Genomic DNA, 19,485 nt, shown 5'->3' with positions numbered 1-19,485 from the left:
CACACCGGACGGCGCACAACAGCGACCTATTCTTCCACGCCCTCGGTCCTGCGCCAAAATCGACCGAACGGCTCCCCCTCCGGGTCGGGCGCCCAGCCCAGGATGGAGAGCATCTCGCGGTCCTTCTTGTCGAAGGTCTTCGGGTCGCAGCGCTCGATCAGGTCGGGCCGGTTGGCCGTCGTACGGCGCAGCGCCTCGTCGCGGCGCCAGCGGGCGATCTTCCCGTGGTGGCCGCTGAGCAGCACCTCGGGGATGTCCCGGCCGCGCCAGGCGGGCGGCTTGGTGTAGACGGGGCCTTCCAGGAGGTTGGCCATGGCTCCGGGGGCGAAGGAGTCGTCCCGGTGGGACTCGGCGTTGCCGAGCACCCCGGGCAGCAGGCGTGCCACGGCCTCGGTGACGACCAGGACGGCGGCTTCGCCACCGGCCAGGACGTAGTCGCCGATGGAGACCTCGTAGACGGGGATCCGGGTGGCGTACTCGTCGATGACCCGCCGGTCGATGCCCTCGTAGCGGGCCGGCGTGAAGATCAGCCAGGGGCGCTCGGAGAGCTCGACGGCCAGTTCCTGGGTGAAGGGGCGGCCGCTGGGCGTCGGCACCACGATCGCGGGCGCGCGCGAGCCTCGCTCGTAGCCGTCGGCGAGGACGGAGTCGAGGGCGTCGCCCCAGGGCTCGGTCTTCATGACCATGCCGGGTCCGCCGCCGTAGGGCGTGTCGTCGACCGTGTTGTGCCGGTCGTACGTCCACTCCCGCAGGTCGTGCACGTGGACGTCGAGCTGGCCACGCGCGCGTGCCTTGCCGACGAGGGAGACGTTCAGCGGGTCGAGGTACTCGGGGAAGATCGTGACGACGTCGAGGCGCATTACGACGCGTCCTCGCCCTCGGCCGCGTCCCGTGCGGACGCGATCTCCGCGCGGTCGTCGATGAGCCCGGGCGGCGGGTCGATGATCGCCCGCTGCTCCTCGAGGTCGATCTCGGTGACGATCGACTCGACGAACGGGATCATCACCTCGCTGCCGTCGGGCCGCTCGACGATGAAGAGGTCCTGGGAGGGCAGGTGCGAGATCTCGGTGATCCGGCCGACCTCGACGCCGTCCTTGGTGACCACGTCCAGGTCCATCAGCTGGTGGTCGTAGTACTCGTCCTCCTCCTCGGGCAGCTCGGCGGGGTCGACCTCGGCGATCAGGAGGGTGTTGCGCAGGGCTTCGGCGGCGTTGCGGTCCCGCACGCCCTCGAAGCGCAGGAGGAGACGGCCGCTGTGGACGCGGCCGGTCTCGATGGTCAGCGGGCCGGTCGAGGCCGGGTCCGTGGACAGGACGGCGCCGGGCGCGAGCCGCAGCTCCGGCTCGTCGGTGCGTACCTCGACGGTGACCTCGCCCTTGATGCCGTGGGCGCGGCCGATCCGTGCGACTACGAGCTGCACTTCTCAGATTCTCCTGTCATCACGACTACGGGCCGGGGACGGCCCAGTGGCCCTCCCCGGCCCGAGCCGGTGCTGCGAAACGCGTCAGCGGACGTGGTCCACGTCGACGAGGTCGACGCGGACGCCTCGGCCGCCGATGGCGCCCACGACGGTGCGCAGAGCGCGTGCGGTGCGGCCGTTGCGGCCGATCACCTTGCCGAGGTCGTCCGGGTGGACCCGGACCTCGAGCACGCGCCCGCGGCGCAGGTTGCGCGAGGCGACCTGCACATCGTCGGGGTTGTCGACGATGCCCTTCACGAGGTGCTCAAGCGCCTCTTCGAGCATGCTGCTCAGGCCTCGGTCGGCTCAGAGGACTCGGCCGCGGCCTCGTCCTTCTTCTCAGCCTTCTTCTTCTGGGTGATGGCCTCACCCTTGCCCGAGTCGTCGCCGCCGAGGGCCTCGAACGACGGGCGAGCCTTCTTCGGCTCGGCGACGAGCAGCGGCGCCGGGGCGGGCTCGCCCTTGAACTTCTGCCAGTCGCCCGTCTTCTTCAGGATGGCGAGAACCGGCTCGGTCGGCTGCGCGCCGACACCCAGCCAGTACGCGACACGGTCGGCGTCGACCTCGATGATCGACGGGTGGTACGTCGGCTGGTACTTGCCGATCTCCTCGATCGCACGGCCGTCACGACGGGTACGGGAGTCGGCGACGACGATGCGGTAGTGAGGCGAACGGATCTTGCCCAGACGCTTCAGCTTGATCTTGACTGCCACGGGAGTGGGTTCTCCTGGTTTTGACGTGGTTGGGCACGGCGAGATTGCCGCGTGGGGTTGCGGTACCCGAGTGCCCGATGGACGCGTCAGCCGGAGGAGAGAGGGGTCCTGTGCGACTGTCGAGTACAGCTAGCCATTGTGCCACACCCGGCAGGTCGCCTCGGTCCGAGGGGTGGGCGGGGCCTGGGCGTGCTTCAGCGGCACCCGGCGTCGCGGTGGAACGCGCGTCGGGTGCGCGGCCCGGCGCCGCGGGGTGCCCGCGGTGTGCGAACACCCCGCGCCTCGCCGTCGACCGGCAGCCACGAGATGCCGGTGCTGGGCCGTCCGCTTTTACGCGGCGCCGGCGATCTCCGGGATCCGGAACGGCTTGCCGCAGCCCCCGCACACGATCGGCGCCTGGGCCAGGACCGACGGCACGACCCGGACGTTGCGCCCGCAGTCGCAGACGGCCTTGACGCGGACGCCTCCGCCGGAGGAGCCGTGCCGGGCCGCGGGGCCGCGGAAGGTGCGGGTGGTGTCGGAGGAGGTGGCGGCCAGGTGGGCCTTGAGGGCCCGCTGAAGGCGCTCGATCGTGGGCCGGTAGCGGCGCTTGGCCTCGGGGTTGAGCGTGACCAGGGAGAAACCGCTGCTGGGGTGGGGTTCCTCGGGGTGGTCCAGACCCATCTCCTCGGCGATCGCGAGGAATCTGCGGTTGTGGTAACGGCCGGCGCGGGAGGTGTCGCGGACGCCACGGGCGGCGGCGATGCCATGGACTGCCTCATGGAGCAGTCGCTCGAAGGAGAGCTCGTGACCGCAGGCGGACGACGACTCCCCGATCAGGGACTCTGGCGCGGCAAGATCCGGCAGCTCGGGGTGGTACCGCTGAATGTCGGCCCACGCCTCTGCCAGCTCTGCGGCGAGAACTGGTGGTGTCTGTGTCGTGCTCACGTAATGACAACGAGCGGGGGTGGCTCTGTGTTCCTATTCCGGGGCATCCCAAATAATTTGCACGTACCCGTCAGTTGGCACTGATGCGTCCGGACGAGGGCGGGTGCGCTGATCTGCGGAGAAGCCTCACAGCTCATACCAAGCTGGTGCGTAGTCCTCCCTACGGCCCGGCGCGTAGACCATGTCTGCGCGCCGGGGCACGGATGTTCCGCAGGGGCGCAAGAGGCGTTTCGGTCGCTCTCTCGGGTGGAGGACGCTGTCTCAGTAAGCGCGCGCGACGATCGCGACGTTACCGGGAGCGTCCCCGTCGTCCGGCACCGACCCGTCCTCGGCGACCAGACACCGTACGGTCAGGGACTGCTCGGCCAGTCTGGCCTCGCCCTCCTCGCCGAGCGTCGCCCACGGGATGCGCGCCCAGCCGCCGGCGACGGCCGCCTCGGCCGCCTCGGGAATCGTCGACACGTCCGTCGTCCGGGACTCGCGGCGCTCGCGGGACTGCGTCAGCAGCAGCGCCTGGTCCTCTTCGAGGATGCCCGGCAGCAGGCCCACCAGCTTGTCGATCGCGACCGGCTCCTTGCCTCCGGGGATCCGGCGGGCCAGCATCGCCGTGCCGTCCTCCAGGTCGCGGGGGCCGATCTCGATGCGGACCGGCACACCCTTGAGCTCCCAGTCGACCGCGCGCCGCCCGAAGGGGACGTCGGTGCGGTCGTCGACCCGGACGCGAACGCCCGCCGCCTTCAGCCGGTCGCCCAGCTCGCGGACCTTGGCCAGAACCGCCCCGTCGCCCTTGATCGCCAGGACGACGACCTGGACGTGCGCCAGCCGTGGCGGCACCCGCAGCCCGTCGTCGTCGCCGTGGGTCATCACCAGGGCGCCGATCATGCGGGTCGTCGAGCCCCAGGAGGTCTGCCACACCAGCTCCTGGGCGCCGTCCTTCGACAGGTACCGGGTGTTGAAGGCCTTGGCGAAGTTCTGGCCCAGTTCGTGGCTGGTGACCATCTGCAGGGCCTTGCCGTCGCCCATCATGCTCTCGAGGGTGAGCGTGTTGATGGCGCCCGCGAAGCGCTCCTTGACCGTCTTGCGGCCGGCGACGGCGTCGATCGCGAGGACGTTCTCCAGGAAGTCGCCGTAGACCTCGCGGTGGATGTGCGCGGCGAAGTCGCGGGCCTCCTCGTAGGTGGCGTGGGCCGTGTGCCCCTCCTGCCACAGGAACTCGGACGTCCGCAGGAAGAGACGGGGCCGCAGCTCCCAACGGACCACGTTGGCCCATTGGTTGATCAGCAGGGGCAGGTCGCGGTAGCTCTGCACCCACTTGGAGAAGTACTCGTTGACGATGGTCTCGGAGGTGGGCCGGACGACCGCCGGCTCCTCCAGCTCCTTGCCGCCGCCGTGCGTGACGACGGCCAATTCGGGCGCGAACCCCTCGACATGGTCCGCTTCCCGCGTCAGGTACGACTGCGGGATCAGCAGCGGGAAGTACGCGTTCTCGGTGCCGGTCTCCTTGATGCGGGCGTCCATCTCCGCCTGCATCCGCTCCCACAGCCCGTACCCGTACGGTCGGATCACCATGGTGCCGCGCACTGGGCCGTTGTCGGCCAGTTCCGCCTTGGTGATCAGATCCTGGTACCAACGGGGGAAGTCGTCCGCCCGCGGGGTGAGAACGGGTGCCTTTGCCATGGCGCGATGGTACGGGTCCAGATTGCCGGAATGTGAATTCTCGCCACAGGCACGGCCGGGCCACAAGCGGGGGCCCTGGACCTCTGGACGCCGTCGCGAACGGGGAGTTACCTGGCATACGGGGGAAGTGCGAGCGCACTGCACGGGGGCCACCTGATCGGTTACTGCGGCAACTCTCGGCGGATTGGGGCGCTTATCCATGACACCTGTGCTCGTGCGGCAGCCACTGCCTCACGCGGGACCGACCTCCCGCGCGGACCTGGGCGCACGCGCGCGTGACTGGTCGGAGATCCAGGAGCGGATGCTGGTCCCGCTCTACGAGGCCGTCTACGAACGACTGGACGTAGGCGTCCACACCCGGCTCCTCGCGCTCGGCTGCGGCTCCGGGCTCGCCCTGCTGATGGCGGCCTCCAGAGGGGCGGCCGTGCTCACAGGGGTCGAGACCGCCTCCCCCGAACGGCTGACCCTCGCCCGCGAGCGACTGCTGCCGGGCCAGCCGGAGCGCTCCGCACGCGCGCGTGACCGCATCCGGCTCACCGACCGGTCGCCGAAGGACGCGGCCGACGCGGAGACGTCCGGGTACAACCTGGTGACCGCCTTCGAGCCGATCGGATGCCTCGCGGGCGACGCGGACGGGCTCGCCGGTCTGCTCGCGGCCTCGACGCCGCTCGCCGCGCGCGGGGCGCCCGTGGTGCTGGTCGGCTGGGGTCCGCCGGAACGCTGCGCCACGTCCGCGGTGCTGCGGGTCGCGGCGAAGCTGGCCGATCCGCTGCGCGCCGGCACGGTCCGGCTGCGCCCGGCGCTGCGCGACGACCTGGAGGAGGTCGCCCAACGGGCCGGGCTGAAGCCGGACGGTTCGGGGCGGGTGGCCTGCCCCTTCGGGTACGCCGACGTGGAGAGCGCCCTCAAGGGCCTGCTGTCCACGGGCCTGTTCGACGCGGCGGTCACGGCGACGGACCAGGCGCAGGTCGACAAGGAACTGGCGGAGGCGCTGCACCCCTACCGGCGGCCGGACGGGACGGTGTGGATGCCGAACGTCTTCCGGTACCTGATCGCGCGCACACCCTGACGCCTCGCACCGCGCTGAGCGGGGCGAGAGCCCTGTGTTCCACGAGACGTACGCGGTCCCGCCCGCCGAGGAGTCACGTCTCGTCCTTGCTCAGCCGGGTGATGCCGGCGATCCGGTACGCGTCCGCCTCCTCCAGCGTCTCGTCGGCCAGCAGCGCCTCGGCGAGGGCGTCCAACTGGCCCCGGTGGTCGCGGAGTTTGCGGCAGGCCTCCTCGTAGCACTCGTCGACGATGCGCCGCATCTCGTGGTCGATGACGTCGAGGGTGGCGGGGGCGGCGGCGAGGCCGTAGGCCTGCTGGGCGTCGCTCGGCAGCGCCGACAGTCGGCCGACGCGCTCGCTCATGCCCCAGCGGGCGACCATCCCGCGGGCGATGTTGGTGACCTGCTCCAGGTCGTTCTCCGCGCCCGTGGTGACGACCCCGTAAACCACCTGCTCCGCCGCCATGCCGCCCAGCGCGCCGATGATACGGCCGCGCAGGTACTCCTCCGAGTGCGCGTACCGCTCCACCTCGGGGGTCGACATGGTCACGCCGAGCGCACGGCCGCGCGGCACGATGGTGATCTTGCGAACGGGGTCGGCGCCCGGCTGGAGCATGCCCAGCAGGGCGTGACCGCTCTCGTGGTACGCGGTGCGCTTGCGGTCCTCCTCCGGCATCACCAGCGTGCGCTCGGCCCCGAGCTGCACCTTCTCCAGGGCCTCCGACAGATCGGAGGAGGTCACCTGCTCCTGTTTGCGCTTGACCGCGAGCAGAGCAGCCTCGTTGGCGAGATTGGCCAGATCCGCACCCGTCATGCCCGGAGTCGTACGGGCCACCCGGGCCAGGTCCACATCCGGGGCGAGCGGGATCCCGCGGGTGTGGATCCGCAGGATCGCCTCCCGCCCACCACGGTCCGGCGGGGAGACGTTGACCACCCGGTCGAAGCGGCCGGGCCGGGTCAGCGCCGGGTCCAGGATGTCGGCACGGTTCGTCGCCGCGATCACGATGACGCCCTCCGACCCGGAGAAGCCGTCCATCTCCGTGAGGATCTGGTTCAGCGTCTGCTCGCGCTCGTCATGCCCGCTCACCGACGCACCGCCGCCGCGGACGCGTCCGATGGTGTCGATCTCGTCGATGAAGATGATCGACGGCGCCACCTTGCGGGCCTCGGCGAACAGCTCCCGCACACGGGAGGCGCCGACGCCGACGATCATCTCGATGAACTCCGACGCGGAGGCGGAGAAGAAGGGCACGCCCGCCTCACCCGCCACCGCGCGCGCCAGCAGGGTCTTGCCGGTGCCGGGCGAGCCCGCCAAGAGCACGCCGCGTGGCATCTTCGCGCCCATCCTGCGGTAGGCCTCGGGGTGCTCCAGGAAGTCGACGATGTCGTCCAGCTCCCCCTTGACCTCGTCGATGCCGGCCACGTCGGCGAACGTCGTGCGCTCGGCGCCCGGCCTGAGCTCGACCGGCTTGGGCGGCGCCTTGCGGCCCAACATGCGACCCGCCCCGCCCATGCCCGCGCCCATCCGCCGGGCGAAGAAGATCCACACCGCGGCCAGGAGCACGATCGGCAGCAGCGAGAGCAGCAGGTTGGACAGCAGGCTGCGCTGCTGCACGACCGGCCGCGCGGTCACCGTCACGTCGTGGCCGCTCAGGTTCTGCCAGAGGTCGTCGTCCGCGAAAGCCGGGCGCTGGGTCTTGAACTTGGTGTAGTCGCCCCCGCCTTCGGGGTTGTCCCGGGCCTTCTTGAGCTGGCCCTGGATCGCGTCCCCCTTGGAGTAGATCTTGTCGACGTTGCCCGCGTCGACCTGCCGGCTGAACTCCGTGTACGAGATCGTCGGCTCGTTGCCGCCGCCGAGGTAGTTCAGCCCGATATAGGCCAGCAGGAAGACGATCACGGCGGTGACCGCGAGACCCCACCACCGGCCGCGTGGCCTCCTCCCGCCGGGGGACGGCGGCTCGTCGGGCGTGCCCTCGGTGCGCCACGGCTGGTCGGGGGCCTTGCGCGGCGGAGCGGCATTGCTCATATCTGGACGTTACGGCAGACCACGAGCCTCGGCATGCGCTGAGGGCGCCCTCCCGAGCGGGAGAGCGCCCTCACAGTCATGCGGCCTCGGCCGGTGTCAGCCCATGAACTTCTTGAACTCGTCCGGCAGCTCGAAGTCCTGTGCGCCCTGCTGCGGGAGCCCCAGCGCGTTGCCGCCCTGGGCCTGGGCCTCGCGGCGCTGGGCCGCCTCCAGCTCCTGCTGCTTGCGCTTCATCGGGTTGCCGGAGCGCTGCTTGCCCTTGGCCTGCTTGGGCTGCTTCTTCTGCCGGCCGGGGCCGCCGCCCATGCCCGGCATCCCCGGCATCCCCGGCATGCCGCCGCCCTGGGCCATCCGGGACATCATCTTGCGGGCCTCGAAGAACCGCTCGACCAGGCCCTTGACCGCGCTGACCTCGACACCGGAACCCTTGGCGATACGGGCGCGGCGCGAGCCGTTGATGATCGTCGGGTCCTGGCGCTCACCCGGGGTCATCGACTTGATGATCGCGGCCGTGCGGTCGACGTCCCGCTCGTCGAGGTTGTTGATCTGGTCCTTGATCTGCCCCATGCCGGGCAGCATGCCGAGCAGCTTGGAGATGCTGCCCATCTTCCTGACCTGCTCCATCTGGGCCAGGAAGTCGTCCAGGGTGAAGTCCTGGCCCTTCTTGGACGCCAGCTTGGAGGCCATCTTCTCGGCCTCTTCCTGACTGAACGTCTTCTCCGCCTGCTCGATCAAGGTGAGCAGGTCACCCATGTCGAGGATGCGGGAGGCCATCCGGTCGGGGTGGAAGGCGTCGAAGTCGTCGAGCTTCTCGCCGTTCGAGGCGAACATGATCGGCTTGCCGGTCACGGAGGCGATCGACAGGGCGGCGCCACCACGGGCGTCGCCGTCGAGCTTCGACAGCACGACACCGTCGAAGCCGACGCCGTCACGGAAGGCCTCGGCCGTGTTCACGGCGTCCTGGCCGATCATCGCGTCGACGACGAAGAGGATCTCGTCGGGCGAGACGGCGTCGCGGATGTCCGCGGCCTGCTGCATCAGCTCGGCGTCGATGCCGAGGCGGCCGGCGGTGTCCACGATCACGATGTCGTGGACCTTGGACTTCGCGAACTCGATGGAGTCCTTGGCGACCTGGACCGGGTCGCCGACGCCGTTGCCGGGCTGCGGGGCGTAGACGGCCACCCCGGCGCGCTCGGCGACGACGCTGAGCTGGTTGACGGCGTTGGGGCGCTGGAGGTCGGCGGCGACCAGGAGCGGCGAGTGGCCCTGCTCCTTCAGCCAGCGGCCGAGCTTGCCCGCGAGGGTGGTCTTACCGGCGCCCTGCAGACCCGCGAGCATGATCACGGTCGGCGGCTGCTTGGCGAAGCGCAGGCGCCGCGTCTCGCCGCCGAGGATCGTGACGAGTTCCTCGTTGACGATCTTCAGGACCTGCTGGGCGGGGTTCAGCGCCCTGGAGACGTCGGCGCCGAGGGCACGCTCCTTGACGTTCTTGATGAACGTGCGGACGACCGGCAGGGCCACGTCGGCTTCGAGGAGGGCGATGCGGATCTCGCGCGCCGTGGCGTCGATGTCCGCTTCGCTCAAGCGCCCCTTGCCGCGCAAGTTCTTGAAGGTCGCTGAAAGGCGATCGGAGAGAGTATCGAACACGGCGGCGTCGGTCCTCGGAGTCGGGGGCAGTCTGAGCGTCTTCCAGGGTATCCGGCCGCGCAAGACATTCGTCCCCGCCCGCTGCATTCAGCGGACGGGGACGGCTGCCGCGCAGCGCGGGGTCACGCGCGCAAGGTCTCCTCCAGCTTGCGGGTGACCGAGGCGGCCTCGTCGCCGGGCAGGGGCGCGCCGTCCGTTCCCGTGACGTAGAACGCGTCGACCGCGTTGGCGCCCAGCGTCGAGACGTGCATGCTGCGCACCCGCAGTCCCTCGTCCTCCAGCGCCTGTCCGATCCGGAACAGCAGGCCCGGCGCGTCCTGCGCGCGGACTTCGATGACCGTGGCGTGCCGGGAGGCCGCGGAGGCCACCGTCACGCGCGGCGGCGGCGCGACCACGCCCCGGCGGCGGGGGTAGGCGGCGTCCCGCTCGGCGAGCCGTCCGGCGATGTCCAGCGAGCCGTCCAGGGCGCGTACGAGGTCGGCGCGCAGCCGGGCCGCCTGGGGCAGGGAGCCGTACTCGGCGGCGACCCGCCAGTTCAGCAGCAGGACGGCGCCGTCGACGCCGTCCGGCAGGTCCAGGGCGCGCAGCTCGGCCGTGCGGACGGTCAGCCGGTGCATGGCCAGCACGCCGGCCACCGCGGGCAGCACGCCCGCCTGGTCCGGTACGGCGATGAGCAGCTCCACGCCGAGCGGTTCGGGATCGCCGTTCGGCTGCTCCTCCGTGGGCGCCTCGGTCTGGGCACGCAGGGAGAGCACCGGGCTGCCCGTGGCGATCGCCTCGATGGCCAGCCGCTCCTGCTCGGCGGTGGGGGCGGTGTCGTCGGGCTCGTCGGGCGCGTCGCCGGCCAGGACCGCCCCGACCCGCTTGACCAGGTCCGCCACGAGCGAACCCCGCCAGGAGGACCAGGCGGCGGGCCCGGTGGCCAGCGCGTCCGCCTCGGTGAGCGCGTGCAGCAGCTCCAGGGTGCTCTGCGAGCCGACCGCGTCCGCGACCGAGCGAACCGTGGCCGGGTCCTCCAGGTCGCGCCGGGTGGCCGTCTCGACCAGCAGCAGGTGGTGCCGTACGAGCGTGGAGAGGACGGCGACGTCGGCGCGGTCGAAGCCGATGCGGGCGGCGACGTCCTTGGCGATGATCTCGCCCGCCACCGAGTGGTCGCCGGGCCAGCCCTTGCCGATGTCGTGCAGCAGCGCGGAGACCAGCAGCAGGTCCGGGCGGCTGACGCGGCGGGTGAACTCGGAGGCGCGCACGGCGGTCTCGATGAGGTGCCGGTCGACGGTCCAGATGTGCACGGCGTTGCGCTGCGGCCGGCAGCGCACCCGCTCCCAGTCGGGCAGCAGCCGCGTGATCAGGCCCTCGGCCTCCAGCGCCTCCCAGACCTCGATGGTGGGCTGGCCCGAGCCGAGCAGGGTGACCAGTTGTTCGCGGGCCTCGGCGGGCCAGGGCGTGGGCAGGGGGCGCACGGTGGCCGCGAGGCGCCGTACGGCGTGCAGGGAGAGCGGGAGTCCGGCCTGCGCGGCGGCGGCCGCTGCGCGCAGGGGGAGCACGGGGTCGCGTTCGGGGCGTGCGGCGCGGGCGAGCACCACCTCGCCGTCCTGCTCCACGATCCCTTCGGCGAGCGGGGAACGCTCGGGTACGGGCTTTCCACCGCCCAACGCCCGCCCGTCGCCCACCACCGCCCTTCTGAGGAAGTCGCTTCGCTCCCCAACCAGTCTGCGCAGCCGCGGCCGCACGGCGCGCGACCGCAGCACGCGCCCCACTTCACGCCAGGTGACATCGCTCGCATACGAGATGACCCGCGCCGCCTCGTAGACCTGGCGCAGCAGCGTGTCGGCGTCGAGCAGGCCGAGCTCGGCCGCGACCTGGTCCTGCTCCTGGAGCGCGAGCCGGTCGGTCGCCCGCCCGGTCGCCAGGTGCAGGGCGTCGCGGACGTCGAGGAGCCGGCGGCGGGCGTCGTCGAGGCCCTCGCGGGGCGCGTCCGCCAGCCAGGAGGCCGCCACGGCACGCAGCGCGGTGGCGTCCCGGAGCCCGCCGCGGGCCTCCTTGAGGTCCGGTTCCAGCAGGTACTGCAGCTCGCCCTGGCGTTCGGCGCGCTCGGCGCACAGCTCCTGGAGCTCGGGGAGCCGTTTGGGCGCCTGGTTGCGCCAGTCGGCGAGGACGGCCGTACGCAGTCCGGCGGTCAAGCCGAGGTCGCCGGCGAGATGGCGGGCGTCCAGGAGGCCGAGGTGGACCTTCAGATCCTCGCCGGCCGTCTTGCGGGCCTCGGCCGGGGTGCGCACGGAGTGGTCGAGGGCGAGGCCCAGGTCCCAGACCGGGTACCAGAGGCGGTCGGCGAGGGCGGCGACCGCCTTGGGGTCCTCGCCGTCGTGCAGCAGCAGGAGGTCGAGGTCGCTGCGCGGGGAGAGCTCGCCGCGGCCGTAGCCGCCGACGGCGACCAGGGAGACGCCCTTCACCTCCTCGGCGCCCGCGGTGAAGAGTCCGGTCAGCCAGTCGTCGGTCAGTTGCGCGAGGGCGGCACGGCGCGGCGGCCCGGACCGCGCCTCCTCGGTGAGGAGGCGCAGCCGGGCCGCCGCATAGCCGCTGGGTCCCGAGTCCTCTGCTTCTTTTCGCACGTCCGTGCTCGTCACCCAGCGACTCCTGTTCTGTTCTGCCGTCAGAGCGCGTCCGGGCCGCGCTCGCCGGTGCGGACCCGTACGGCCGTCTCGACCGGGAGGGACCAGACCTTGCCGTCACCGATCTTGCCGGTGCGGGCCGCCTTGACGATGACGTCGATCAGCTGTTCGGCGTCGTCGTCCTTGGCCAGCACCTCGATGCGGATCTTGGGGACCAGGTCGACGGTGTACTCGGCACCACGGTAGACCTCGGTGTGTCCCCGCTGCCGACCGTAGCCGCTGGCCTCGGTGACCGTCAGACCGTGGACGCCGAACGCCTGCAGGGCTTCCTTGATCTCGTCGAGCCGGTGGGGCTTCACGACGGCGGTGATGAGCTTCATGCGTCCACCTTCTTGCTCTGGCCGCCGACCGCGGTCGGGAGGGCGGTCGTGCGGGCGGCGCCGCCACCGGCCCCGCTGAAGTCGTATGCGGTCTCGGCGTGCTCGGCCTGGTCGATGCCGGCCACCTCGTCGTCCTCGGAGACCCGCATGCCGATGGTCTTGTCGAGGAGGAAGGCGAGGATCGCGGAGACCACCAGCGAGTAGGCGAGGACCGCGAAGACACCGGCGCACTGCTTCCACAGCTGGTCGAAGGAGTGGTCGCCGTAGAAGACGCCGGTCGCGGTGGACTGGCCCTTGCCGGTGGCGAAGAAGCCGATGAGCAGGGAGCCGATGACACCGCCGACGAGGTGGACGCCGACGACGTCGAGCGAGTCGTCGTAGCCGAACTTGTACTTCAGGCCGACGGCCATGGCGCACAGCAGACCGGCGATGGCGCCAACCGCGATCGCGCCGAGCGGGGAGACCGCACCGCCGGACGGAGTGATGGCGACCAGACCCGCGACCGCGCCGGAGGCGGCGCCCAGCGTGGTGAACGCGCCGTGGCGGATCTTCTCGTAGACGAGCCAGGCGAGCATGGCGGCGGCGGTGGCGACCTGCGTGTTGACGAACATCAGCGCGCCGACGCCGTCGTCGTTGCCGAGCCACGAGCCGGCGTTGAAGCCGAACCAGCCGAACCACAGCAGACCGGCGCCGAGCATGACCAGCGGCAGGCTGTGCGGGCGCATCGGGTCCTTCTTGAAGCCGACGCGCTTGCCGATGACCAGGATCACGCCGAGGGCCGCGGCGCCGGCGTTGATGTGGACCGCCGTACCACCGGCGAAGTCGATGACGCCGAGCTCGAAGGCCCAGCCGCCGGCGCCCCAGACCCAGTGCGCGACCGGGAAGTAGACGACCGTGGCCCACAGGGCGACGAACAGCGCCCAGGCGGAGAACTTGACGCGGTCGGCGAGGGCGCCGCTTATCAGGGCGGGCGTGATGATGGCGAACATCATCTGGAAGACCATGAAGACGAAGATCGGGATGGTGTAGCCGTCCCAGAGGTCCGTCAGGCCGATGTTGCTGAGGCCGACCCAGTCGGAGTTCCAGCCGATGAGGCTGCCGGAGTCGGTGCCGAAAGCGAGGGAGAAGCCGTACAACACCCACAGGATGGTGACGATCCCGATGCTGATGAAACTCATCATCAGCATGTTCAGCGTGCTCTTGACGCGGACCATGCCTCCGTAGAAGAAGGCGAGGCCCGGGGTCATGATCAGCACCAGGGCGGAACAGATGAGCATGAAGCCTGTGTTCGCGGAGGACAGCTTGGGTGCCTCCGCGGCAAGCGTGATGGCTGCTGCCATCGGCGTCTCCTCGTCGTAGGTACGGCCCCGTGCGGGCGAAGCCAGAGCGGGTTCGTGAGGGGTGGGCCGGTTATGCGCCATGAGATTGACGCAGCGCGGTTTCGGTGGAAGCCCCGGGTTGTTTCGCCGCCGTGACGAAGACGCCGCGTGTGTTACGCGTCGATGAACTGCCGGATCCCGACGGGATCGATCGTTATCGTGGCGCAACCTTCGGAGAAGACGGAAGACCGGCCGCGGTCGGCCTTCCGATGACCTGGCATGGGGGAGCCGAGTCGGGCAGTTCGGGAGGGCCGGCCGCGGCCGGGGTTCTAGGGTTTTGCTCTGTGGATCAGCTGGTTCAGACCGCTTCGGCCGTCTCCGGCAGCTCGATGGTGAGCCGCTCGGTCAGGTCCACGACCTCGGTGAGGTCCCCGAACTCGCGCACGGCGCTGTCGACGGTCTTTCGAATACGAGTGTTGACGCGCTCGGAGCGCACCTTCTTGGCCTCCTTCATGGCCTGGGTGGCGAGGCCGGCGCTCAGCTCGGGCTCCCGCTGCAGCAGGTGGACCGTGGCCATGCCGATCAGGTTCAGCACGTACGACCTCTGGTGGTCGGTGTCCCCGGCGAACTTCTGCACGGCCTTGCTCATCAGGGGCTCGGCCAGCGAGGCGTAGGCAGGGCTGCGGCCGGCGACGTAGGCCAGGTCGCGGAAGGAGTGGCTGTTCTCGCCGTACAGCTCGGCCTCGGAGAAGAAGTGGATCCAGTCGGGGTCGGGCTCGTCCCACTCGTCCGCCTCGGCGAAGGTGTCCTCGGCCATCCGGACCGCCCGCTTGCACCGCCCGGGCTGCCCCATGTTGGCGTAGGCGCGGGCCTCCATCGCATACAGCATGGACTGGGTGCGCGGGCTCGCGCAGTCCCGGCTGCCGTACTGCGCGAGGTGGATCAGCTCCAGCGCGTCCTCGGGCCGGCCGAGGTGGATCATCTGGCGGCTCATGCTGGACAGCACGTAACTGCCGAGCGGCCGGTCACCGGCCTCCTTGGCCGCGTGCAGGGCGAGGACGAAGTACTTCTGCGCGGTCGGCTGGAGCCCGACGTCGTAACTCATCCAGCCCGCGAGCTCCGCCAGCTCGGCGGCGACCTTGAAGAGCCTCCTCGCGGTGGCCTCCGGCTGGGGCTCCTGGAGGAGGTCCGTCACCTCGTGCAGCTGTCCGACCACCGCCTTGCGGCGCAGACCGCCGCCGCACTGCGCGTCCCACTGGCGGAACATCACCGTGGTGGACTCCAGCAGGTCCAGCTCGGGCCGGGAGAGCCGGCCGCGGGCCCGGCTGGTGGGAACCGAGTCGGGCTCGGCCGGCGGCGCGGGCGGCGAGGGGACGAGCCAGCGCTGCATGGGCTCGATGAGGGACGGTCCCGCACACAGGGCCAGCGAGGTTCCGAGGAAGCCGCGCCGCGCCAGCATCAGGTCGCTGCGCGAGAACTCGCTGAGCTGCGCCACCGTCTGCGGGGCCGTCCACGGCAGGTCGACGCCGGTCGCCGAGGGCGCCTGGCGCGCCGAGCGCAGCCCGAGGTCCTCGACGGAGACGACACAGCCGAACCGCTCCGAGAACAGCTCGGACAGGATCCTGGGGATGGGCTCGCGGGGGTTCTCGCCGTCCAGCCAGCGGCGCACGCGCGAGGTGTCCGTGGAGATGTGGTTGGCGCCCAACTGGCGTGCCCGACGGTTGACTTGACGGGCCAGCTCGCCCTTCGACCAGCCGCTGCGCACGAACCACGACGTGAGCAGCTCGTTCGGGCGCTTGTCCGCGCTCGCAGCGTTGTTTCCGCTTCCGCCGTTGCCGCCCACTGGAACGCCCCCACTCCCTGAGACCACTTGTCACTGAGTGCGCCAAGCCTTATCAGAATGCCGGTAATACGGCCTGCCGTCCGGTACTTGTCACCCTTCGAACGGAGAGCCGACTTGCCTCCGGCATACCCACGAGCGCATGTGCCTCCAGGACCTGCACACTCAAAGTAATCCCCCGATCACGCCCCCAGCCATGGCGATCCCGGAATCGCCACCATTCGCCACCCCTTCGAATGAACTCCCGGTGGCCTGTACGCGATTCACTTGACACAGGACGGCCGGGAATGAGCGGAGCGAAGCACTCAGGGGCGCACACGGTCGAGCACACCACCCGAAGCGCTTCAGGGCGCTGCCTGCACGGGGCGGCCACGGGGCAGCGTGAGCACGCACAGTTACGACATGCGTCCGTTACGTAACCACTGGCGCGTCGGACCCGTTGGAGGGGGCATGGGCTTCACGATCGGCGGCATTCGCGAGATCCGCTCCGGCGCGCGCAGGCGCGGTCGCTCGTCCGAGTGCACCGCCGTCGCCGAGTTCACGGGGCTGTGGGGCTGGGACGCGGTGCCGGGCGCACGGGCCGCGGCGGGCGCCTGCTCGTGCGGGCGCCCCACGTGCGGCGAGCCCGGCGCGCACCCCCTGGAGTTCGCCCCGCGGGTCCACGCCGGAGCCACCCTCGACGACGTGAGCAGGACCTGGGGGGAGTTCCCGGGCGCCGCGGTCATGCTGCCCGTCGGGCGCGCGTTCGACGTGATCGACGTCGCGGAGCCCGCCGGCCGTCGCGCCCTGGTCCGCCTGGAGCGCATGGGCCTCCCGCTGGGCCCGGTCACCGCCACCCCCGAGGGCCGCACCCAGTTCTTCGTCGCCCCCGGCGCCGCCGCCGAGCTGACCGACCTCCTCTACCGCATGGGCTGGGACGACCCGGCCGCCCTCGACCTGCGCGGCCTCGGCCCCGGTACGTACATCACGGCCCCGCCCTCCGACCGCGGCGGCCTCGGCCCGGTCCGCTGGCTGCGCCCACCCGCCCTGGACTCGACGACCCGCCCCCCGGAGGCCCGCCTGCTCCTGGGCACGCTGGCGTACGTCGCCCATCGGTCACGGGCGTAGCCGCACCCGACGCACCCGACGCACCCGACGCATCGGCCGAACGGTCGTACACGGCGAAGCGCCCGCTCCCGCTGCAGCTGGGGGCGGGCGCTTCTCGCGGCCGTGCCGAGGTCGGTAGGGGGTCGGTCAGTCTCCGATAAGGGCGTCAACGAACGCCTCCGGCTCGAACGGCGCCAGGTCGTCCGCGCCCTCGCCGAGTCCGACGAGCTTGACCGGGACGCCCAGCTCACGCTGGACGGCGACCACGATGCCGCCCTTCGCCGTACCGTCCAGCTTGGTCAGGACGATGCCGGTGATGTCGACGACCTCGGCGAAGACCCGGGCCTGGACGAGGCCGTTCTGCCCGGTGGTGGCGTCGAGGACGAGCAGCACCTCGTCGAGCGGGGCGTGCTTCTCGACGACGCGCTTGACCTTGCCGAGCTCGTCCATGAGCCCGGTCTTGGTGTGCAGCCGCCCCGCGGTGTCGATGAGGACGACGTCGACGCCCATCTCCTTGCCCTCCTTCACCGCGTCGAACGCGACGGAGGCGGGGTCGCCGGCCTCGGGGCCGCGCACGGTGTGGGCGCCGACCCGCTCGCCCCAGGTCTGGAGCTGGTCGGCGGCGGCGGCGCGGAAGGTGTCGGCGGCGCCGAGGACGACGGTCCGCCCGTCGGCGACGAGCACGCGCGCGAGCTTGCCGGTGGTGGTGGTCTTGCCGGTGCCGTTGACCCCGACGACCATCACGATGCCGGGCTTGCGGTCCTCGGGCTCGGTCTTCACGGTGCGGTCGACCTCGGTGCCGACCAGCTTGAGCAGCTCCTCGCGCAGCAGGGCGCGCAGTTCCTCGGGGGTGCGGGTGCCGAGCACCCTGACGCGCTCGCGCAGCCGCTCGACCAGCTCCTGGGTGGGGGCCACGCCGACGTCGGCGGTGAGCAGGGTGTCCTCGATCTCCTCCCAGGTGTCGTCGTCGAGGTGCTCGCGCGAGAGCAGCGTGAGCAGCCCCTTGCCGAGGGCGTTCTGCGAGCGGGAGAGACGGGCGCGGAGGCGGACCAGCCGCCCCTCGGTGGGCTCCGGGATCTCGAGCTCGGGGACCTCGAGAGGGGGGCCGACAGGCGGCTCCTCGACGGCGACACCGGTCGAGCCGCCGTCGGGAAGGTCCACCTCCTCGATCGTGCGGCGCGGTTCGTCGCGCGGCGTCTCGGCCTCGTCGCCGACGTGCGGTTCGGCCGGAGGGGCGGTGAGGTCGGGCGCGGTGGGGGGCGGCGGGGGCAGCGACTTCTTCCGTCGACTGCCGACGACGAGCCCGCCGAGCACCGCGAGCACGACTACGGCGATGACTACAGCAAGGATGACGGTTTCCATAACACGTCCCAGTATGGCGTGACCTCCGGCTCGGATGTTCGTTGTCCACGCGGGGTCGCAATCCCCACGGGCCGGGCCGGCCCGCCGCTCGACTTCGCGTCGGCCGGGAAGCCCCTCAGGGGCGGAGTCACAACAGGGCCAGTATGCGCTGGCCCCGTCGGGTGCACACTGAGGCGCACCCAGGGCGTGTCGTGGTCCATGCAGTGGGCCGCGACACGCCCTCACCAAGCTCCGGGACGACACCTCTGGCTACCTGACCCTCCGTCAGTTACGGTCCCCACCCACAGCCGAAGGGGGTCCCCCATGCCCGTCACCGTCGTCCGTTTCAACCTCGTCGCCCCCGGCGCCTCCCCCGCCGAGCTCGGCGAGCGTTACCGGGCCGCGCTGGAGATGGCCGCGTACGCCGACGAGCACGGGGTGACCCTCGTGCAGACCGAGGAGCATCACGGGGTCGAGAACAACTGGCTGCCGTCGCCGTTCGCCTTCGCGGGCGCGGTGCTCGGCGCGACCCGGCGGCTGGCGGTGACCGTCTCCGCCGTCATCGGTCCGCTGCACGACCCGCTGCGGCTCGCCGAGGACATCGCCGTCCTGGATCTGCTGAGCGGCGGCCGGCTGGTCACGGTGGCCGGGATCGGCTACCGGCCCGAGGAGTACGCGCGGGCCGGAGTGGACTGGAAGCGGCGGGGCCGGCTCCAGGACGAGCTGCTGGAGACCGTGCTGAAGGCGTGGACCGGCGAGGAGTTCGAGTTCCGCGGCCGTACGGTACGGGTCACCCCGCGCCCCGCGTCCGATCCGCACCCTCTCCTTCTGGTCGGCGGCTCGTCGAGGGCCGCCGCCCGGCGGGCCGCCCGGCTCGGGCTGCCGTTCTTCCCGAGCGCGCACCTGCCGGAGCTGGAGGCGTACTACAAGGAGCGGCTCGCGGAGTACGGGACGTCAGGGTGGACGATGATGCCGGGCGCCGAGACGCCGCTGCTGCACGTCGCCGAGGATCCGGACCGGGCGTGGGCCGTGTACGGCGGCCACTTCCTGCACGAGGCACGGACGTACGCGTCCTGGCAGTCCGGCGACATCCGCTCGGCGGTGAAGTCGGGGGCGATGACGGTCGAGGAACTCCGGGACGAGGGCGTGTACCGGATTCTCACGCCGGACGCGTGCGTGGCGCAGGGCCTCGACAACCTCGTCCTGCATCCGCTGGCGGGCGGGATGCCGGTGGCGGAGGGGTGGCGGAGTCTGCGGCTGTTCTGCGAAGACGTACTGCCCCGGCTCGGGGGGTGAGCCGGGGCAGCACGTCCTAGGTCGTGTCTTCAATTGATCTTGAGTAGTGGATCATGGTCGTGTGATACGTCGCCATGAACTGTCTGATCAGGAGTGGGAGTTCCTCCGTCCGCTGTT

General features: G+C 71.2%; 16 protein-coding genes. 3 read left to right on the top strand and 13 right to left on the bottom strand.

Features of this window, described 5'->3' with window-relative positions; translation table 11 throughout:
- Positions 1-26: 26 nt before the first annotated feature.
- The 6 genes from trmD to proS form a co-directional block, all read right to left on the bottom strand.
- Positions 27-860, bottom strand: coding sequence for a tRNA (guanosine(37)-N1)-methyltransferase TrmD (gene trmD, locus ACIBAF_RS23785; RefSeq protein WP_399465490.1), 834 nt, complete (start codon positions 858-860; stop codon positions 27-29).
- The gene (gene rimM / locus ACIBAF_RS23780; protein WP_399465488.1) at positions 860-1,420 is read right to left on the bottom strand and encodes a ribosome maturation factor RimM; all 561 of its coding nucleotides are present in this window, start codon (positions 1,418-1,420) and stop codon (positions 860-862) included. Before rimM ends, trmD begins: the two co-directional genes overlap by 1 nt.
- Before the next feature lie 84 nt (positions 1,421-1,504).
- The gene (locus ACIBAF_RS23775; protein ID WP_003973401.1) at positions 1,505-1,744 is read right to left on the bottom strand and encodes an RNA-binding protein; all 240 of its coding nucleotides are present in this window, start codon (positions 1,742-1,744) and stop codon (positions 1,505-1,507) included.
- Between the two features lie 5 nt (positions 1,745-1,749).
- Complete coding sequence (gene rpsP / locus ACIBAF_RS23770) at positions 1,750-2,172, bottom strand: 30S ribosomal protein S16 (protein ID WP_079659230.1); 423 nt, start codon at positions 2,170-2,172, stop codon at positions 1,750-1,752.
- Positions 2,173-2,502: 330 nt separating this feature from the next.
- Complete coding sequence (locus ACIBAF_RS23765) at positions 2,503-3,099, bottom strand: hypothetical protein (RefSeq protein ID WP_079659231.1); 597 nt, start codon at positions 3,097-3,099, stop codon at positions 2,503-2,505.
- A 261-nt stretch (positions 3,100-3,360) separates the two neighbouring features.
- On the bottom strand, positions 3,361-4,776 hold the full coding sequence (gene proS / locus ACIBAF_RS23760; protein ID WP_399465485.1) for a proline--tRNA ligase: 1,416 nt from the start codon (positions 4,774-4,776) through the stop codon (positions 3,361-3,363).
- A gap of 199 nt (positions 4,777-4,975) precedes the next feature.
- Between proS and ACIBAF_RS23755 the strand changes: the two genes are divergently transcribed.
- Positions 4,976-5,845 (top strand): SAM-dependent methyltransferase, encoded by an 870-nt coding sequence (locus ACIBAF_RS23755; protein ID WP_399465483.1) that lies wholly within the window; start codon positions 4,976-4,978, stop codon positions 5,843-5,845.
- 73 nt (positions 5,846-5,918) lie between these two features.
- On the opposite strand, the gene ftsH is transcribed toward ACIBAF_RS23755, so the two are convergent.
- From ftsH to ACIBAF_RS23725, 6 genes are all read right to left on the bottom strand, one after another.
- Positions 5,919-7,850, bottom strand: a complete 1,932-nt coding sequence (gene ftsH / locus ACIBAF_RS23750) for an ATP-dependent zinc metalloprotease FtsH (protein WP_399465481.1) — start codon at positions 7,848-7,850, stop codon at positions 5,919-5,921.
- Positions 7,851-7,946: 96 nt separating this feature from the next.
- Positions 7,947-9,497, bottom strand: a complete 1,551-nt coding sequence (ffh, locus tag ACIBAF_RS23745; protein WP_399465479.1) for a signal recognition particle protein — start codon at positions 9,495-9,497, stop codon at positions 7,947-7,949.
- Between the two features lie 122 nt (positions 9,498-9,619).
- The gene (locus ACIBAF_RS23740; protein ID WP_399465477.1) at positions 9,620-12,121 is read right to left on the bottom strand and encodes a [protein-PII] uridylyltransferase; all 2,502 of its coding nucleotides are present in this window, start codon (positions 12,119-12,121) and stop codon (positions 9,620-9,622) included.
- Between the two features lie 26 nt (positions 12,122-12,147).
- Positions 12,148-12,486 (bottom strand): P-II family nitrogen regulator, encoded by a 339-nt coding sequence (locus tag ACIBAF_RS23735; RefSeq protein ID WP_399465475.1) that lies wholly within the window; start codon positions 12,484-12,486, stop codon positions 12,148-12,150.
- Positions 12,483-13,826, bottom strand: coding sequence for an ammonium transporter (locus ACIBAF_RS23730; RefSeq protein ID WP_399465473.1), 1,344 nt, complete (start codon positions 13,824-13,826; stop codon positions 12,483-12,485). The genes ACIBAF_RS23735 and ACIBAF_RS23730 overlap by 4 nt, the downstream gene beginning before the upstream one ends.
- A gap of 337 nt (positions 13,827-14,163) precedes the next feature.
- The gene (locus ACIBAF_RS23725; protein WP_399465471.1) at positions 14,164-15,648 is read right to left on the bottom strand and encodes a hypothetical protein; all 1,485 of its coding nucleotides are present in this window, start codon (positions 15,646-15,648) and stop codon (positions 14,164-14,166) included.
- Between the two features lie 447 nt (positions 15,649-16,095).
- Between ACIBAF_RS23725 and ACIBAF_RS23720 the strand changes: the two genes are divergently transcribed.
- Positions 16,096-16,752, top strand: a complete 657-nt coding sequence (locus ACIBAF_RS23720) for a bifunctional DNA primase/polymerase (protein WP_399465469.1) — start codon at positions 16,096-16,098, stop codon at positions 16,750-16,752.
- A 126-nt stretch (positions 16,753-16,878) separates the two neighbouring features.
- Here the strand turns inward: ACIBAF_RS23720 and ftsY are convergent, their stop codons facing one another.
- The gene (ftsY, locus tag ACIBAF_RS23715; RefSeq protein WP_399465467.1) at positions 16,879-18,093 is read right to left on the bottom strand and encodes a signal recognition particle-docking protein FtsY; all 1,215 of its coding nucleotides are present in this window, start codon (positions 18,091-18,093) and stop codon (positions 16,879-16,881) included.
- A 303-nt stretch (positions 18,094-18,396) separates the two neighbouring features.
- Between ftsY and ACIBAF_RS23710 the strand changes: the two genes are divergently transcribed.
- The gene (locus tag ACIBAF_RS23710) at positions 18,397-19,368 is read left to right on the top strand and encodes an LLM class flavin-dependent oxidoreductase (RefSeq protein ID WP_399465465.1); all 972 of its coding nucleotides are present in this window, start codon (positions 18,397-18,399) and stop codon (positions 19,366-19,368) included.
- The last annotated feature ends 117 nt before the right edge of the window (positions 19,369-19,485 follow it).

Source organism: Streptomyces sp. NPDC051677 (assembly GCF_044453465.1).
GTDB lineage: Bacteria > Actinomycetota > Actinomycetes > Streptomycetales > Streptomycetaceae > Streptomyces.
The sequence above is the reverse complement of the archived record's forward strand: the minus strand, read 5'-3'. Positions and strand labels throughout refer to the sequence as shown.

Excerpts from the sequence above, each read along its gene's own strand:
- trmD (WP_399465490.1), bottom strand. The coding sequence starts at position 860 with ATGCGCCTCGACGTCGTCACGATCTTCCCCGAGTACCTCGACCCGCTG.
- ACIBAF_RS23775 (WP_003973401.1), bottom strand. The coding sequence starts at position 1,744 with ATGCTCGAAGAGGCGCTTGAGCACCTCGTGAAGGGCATCGTCGACAAC.
- proS (WP_399465485.1), bottom strand. The coding sequence starts at position 4,776 with ATGGCAAAGGCACCCGTTCTCACCCCGCGGGCGGACGACTTCCCCCGT.
- ACIBAF_RS23755 (WP_399465483.1), top strand. The coding sequence starts at position 4,976 with ATGACACCTGTGCTCGTGCGGCAGCCACTGCCTCACGCGGGACCGACC.
- ftsH (WP_399465481.1), bottom strand. The coding sequence starts at position 7,850 with ATGAGCAATGCCGCTCCGCCGCGCAAGGCCCCCGACCAGCCGTGGCGC.
- ACIBAF_RS23735 (WP_399465475.1), bottom strand. The coding sequence starts at position 12,486 with ATGAAGCTCATCACCGCCGTCGTGAAGCCCCACCGGCTCGACGAGATC.
- ACIBAF_RS23730 (WP_399465473.1), bottom strand. The coding sequence starts at position 13,826 with ATGGCAGCAGCCATCACGCTTGCCGCGGAGGCACCCAAGCTGTCCTCC.
- ACIBAF_RS23720 (WP_399465469.1), top strand. The coding sequence starts at position 16,096 with ATGGGCTTCACGATCGGCGGCATTCGCGAGATCCGCTCCGGCGCGCGC.
- ftsY (WP_399465467.1), bottom strand. The coding sequence starts at position 18,093 with ATGGAAACCGTCATCCTTGCTGTAGTCATCGCCGTAGTCGTGCTCGCG.
- ACIBAF_RS23710 (WP_399465465.1), top strand. The coding sequence starts at position 18,397 with ATGCCCGTCACCGTCGTCCGTTTCAACCTCGTCGCCCCCGGCGCCTCC.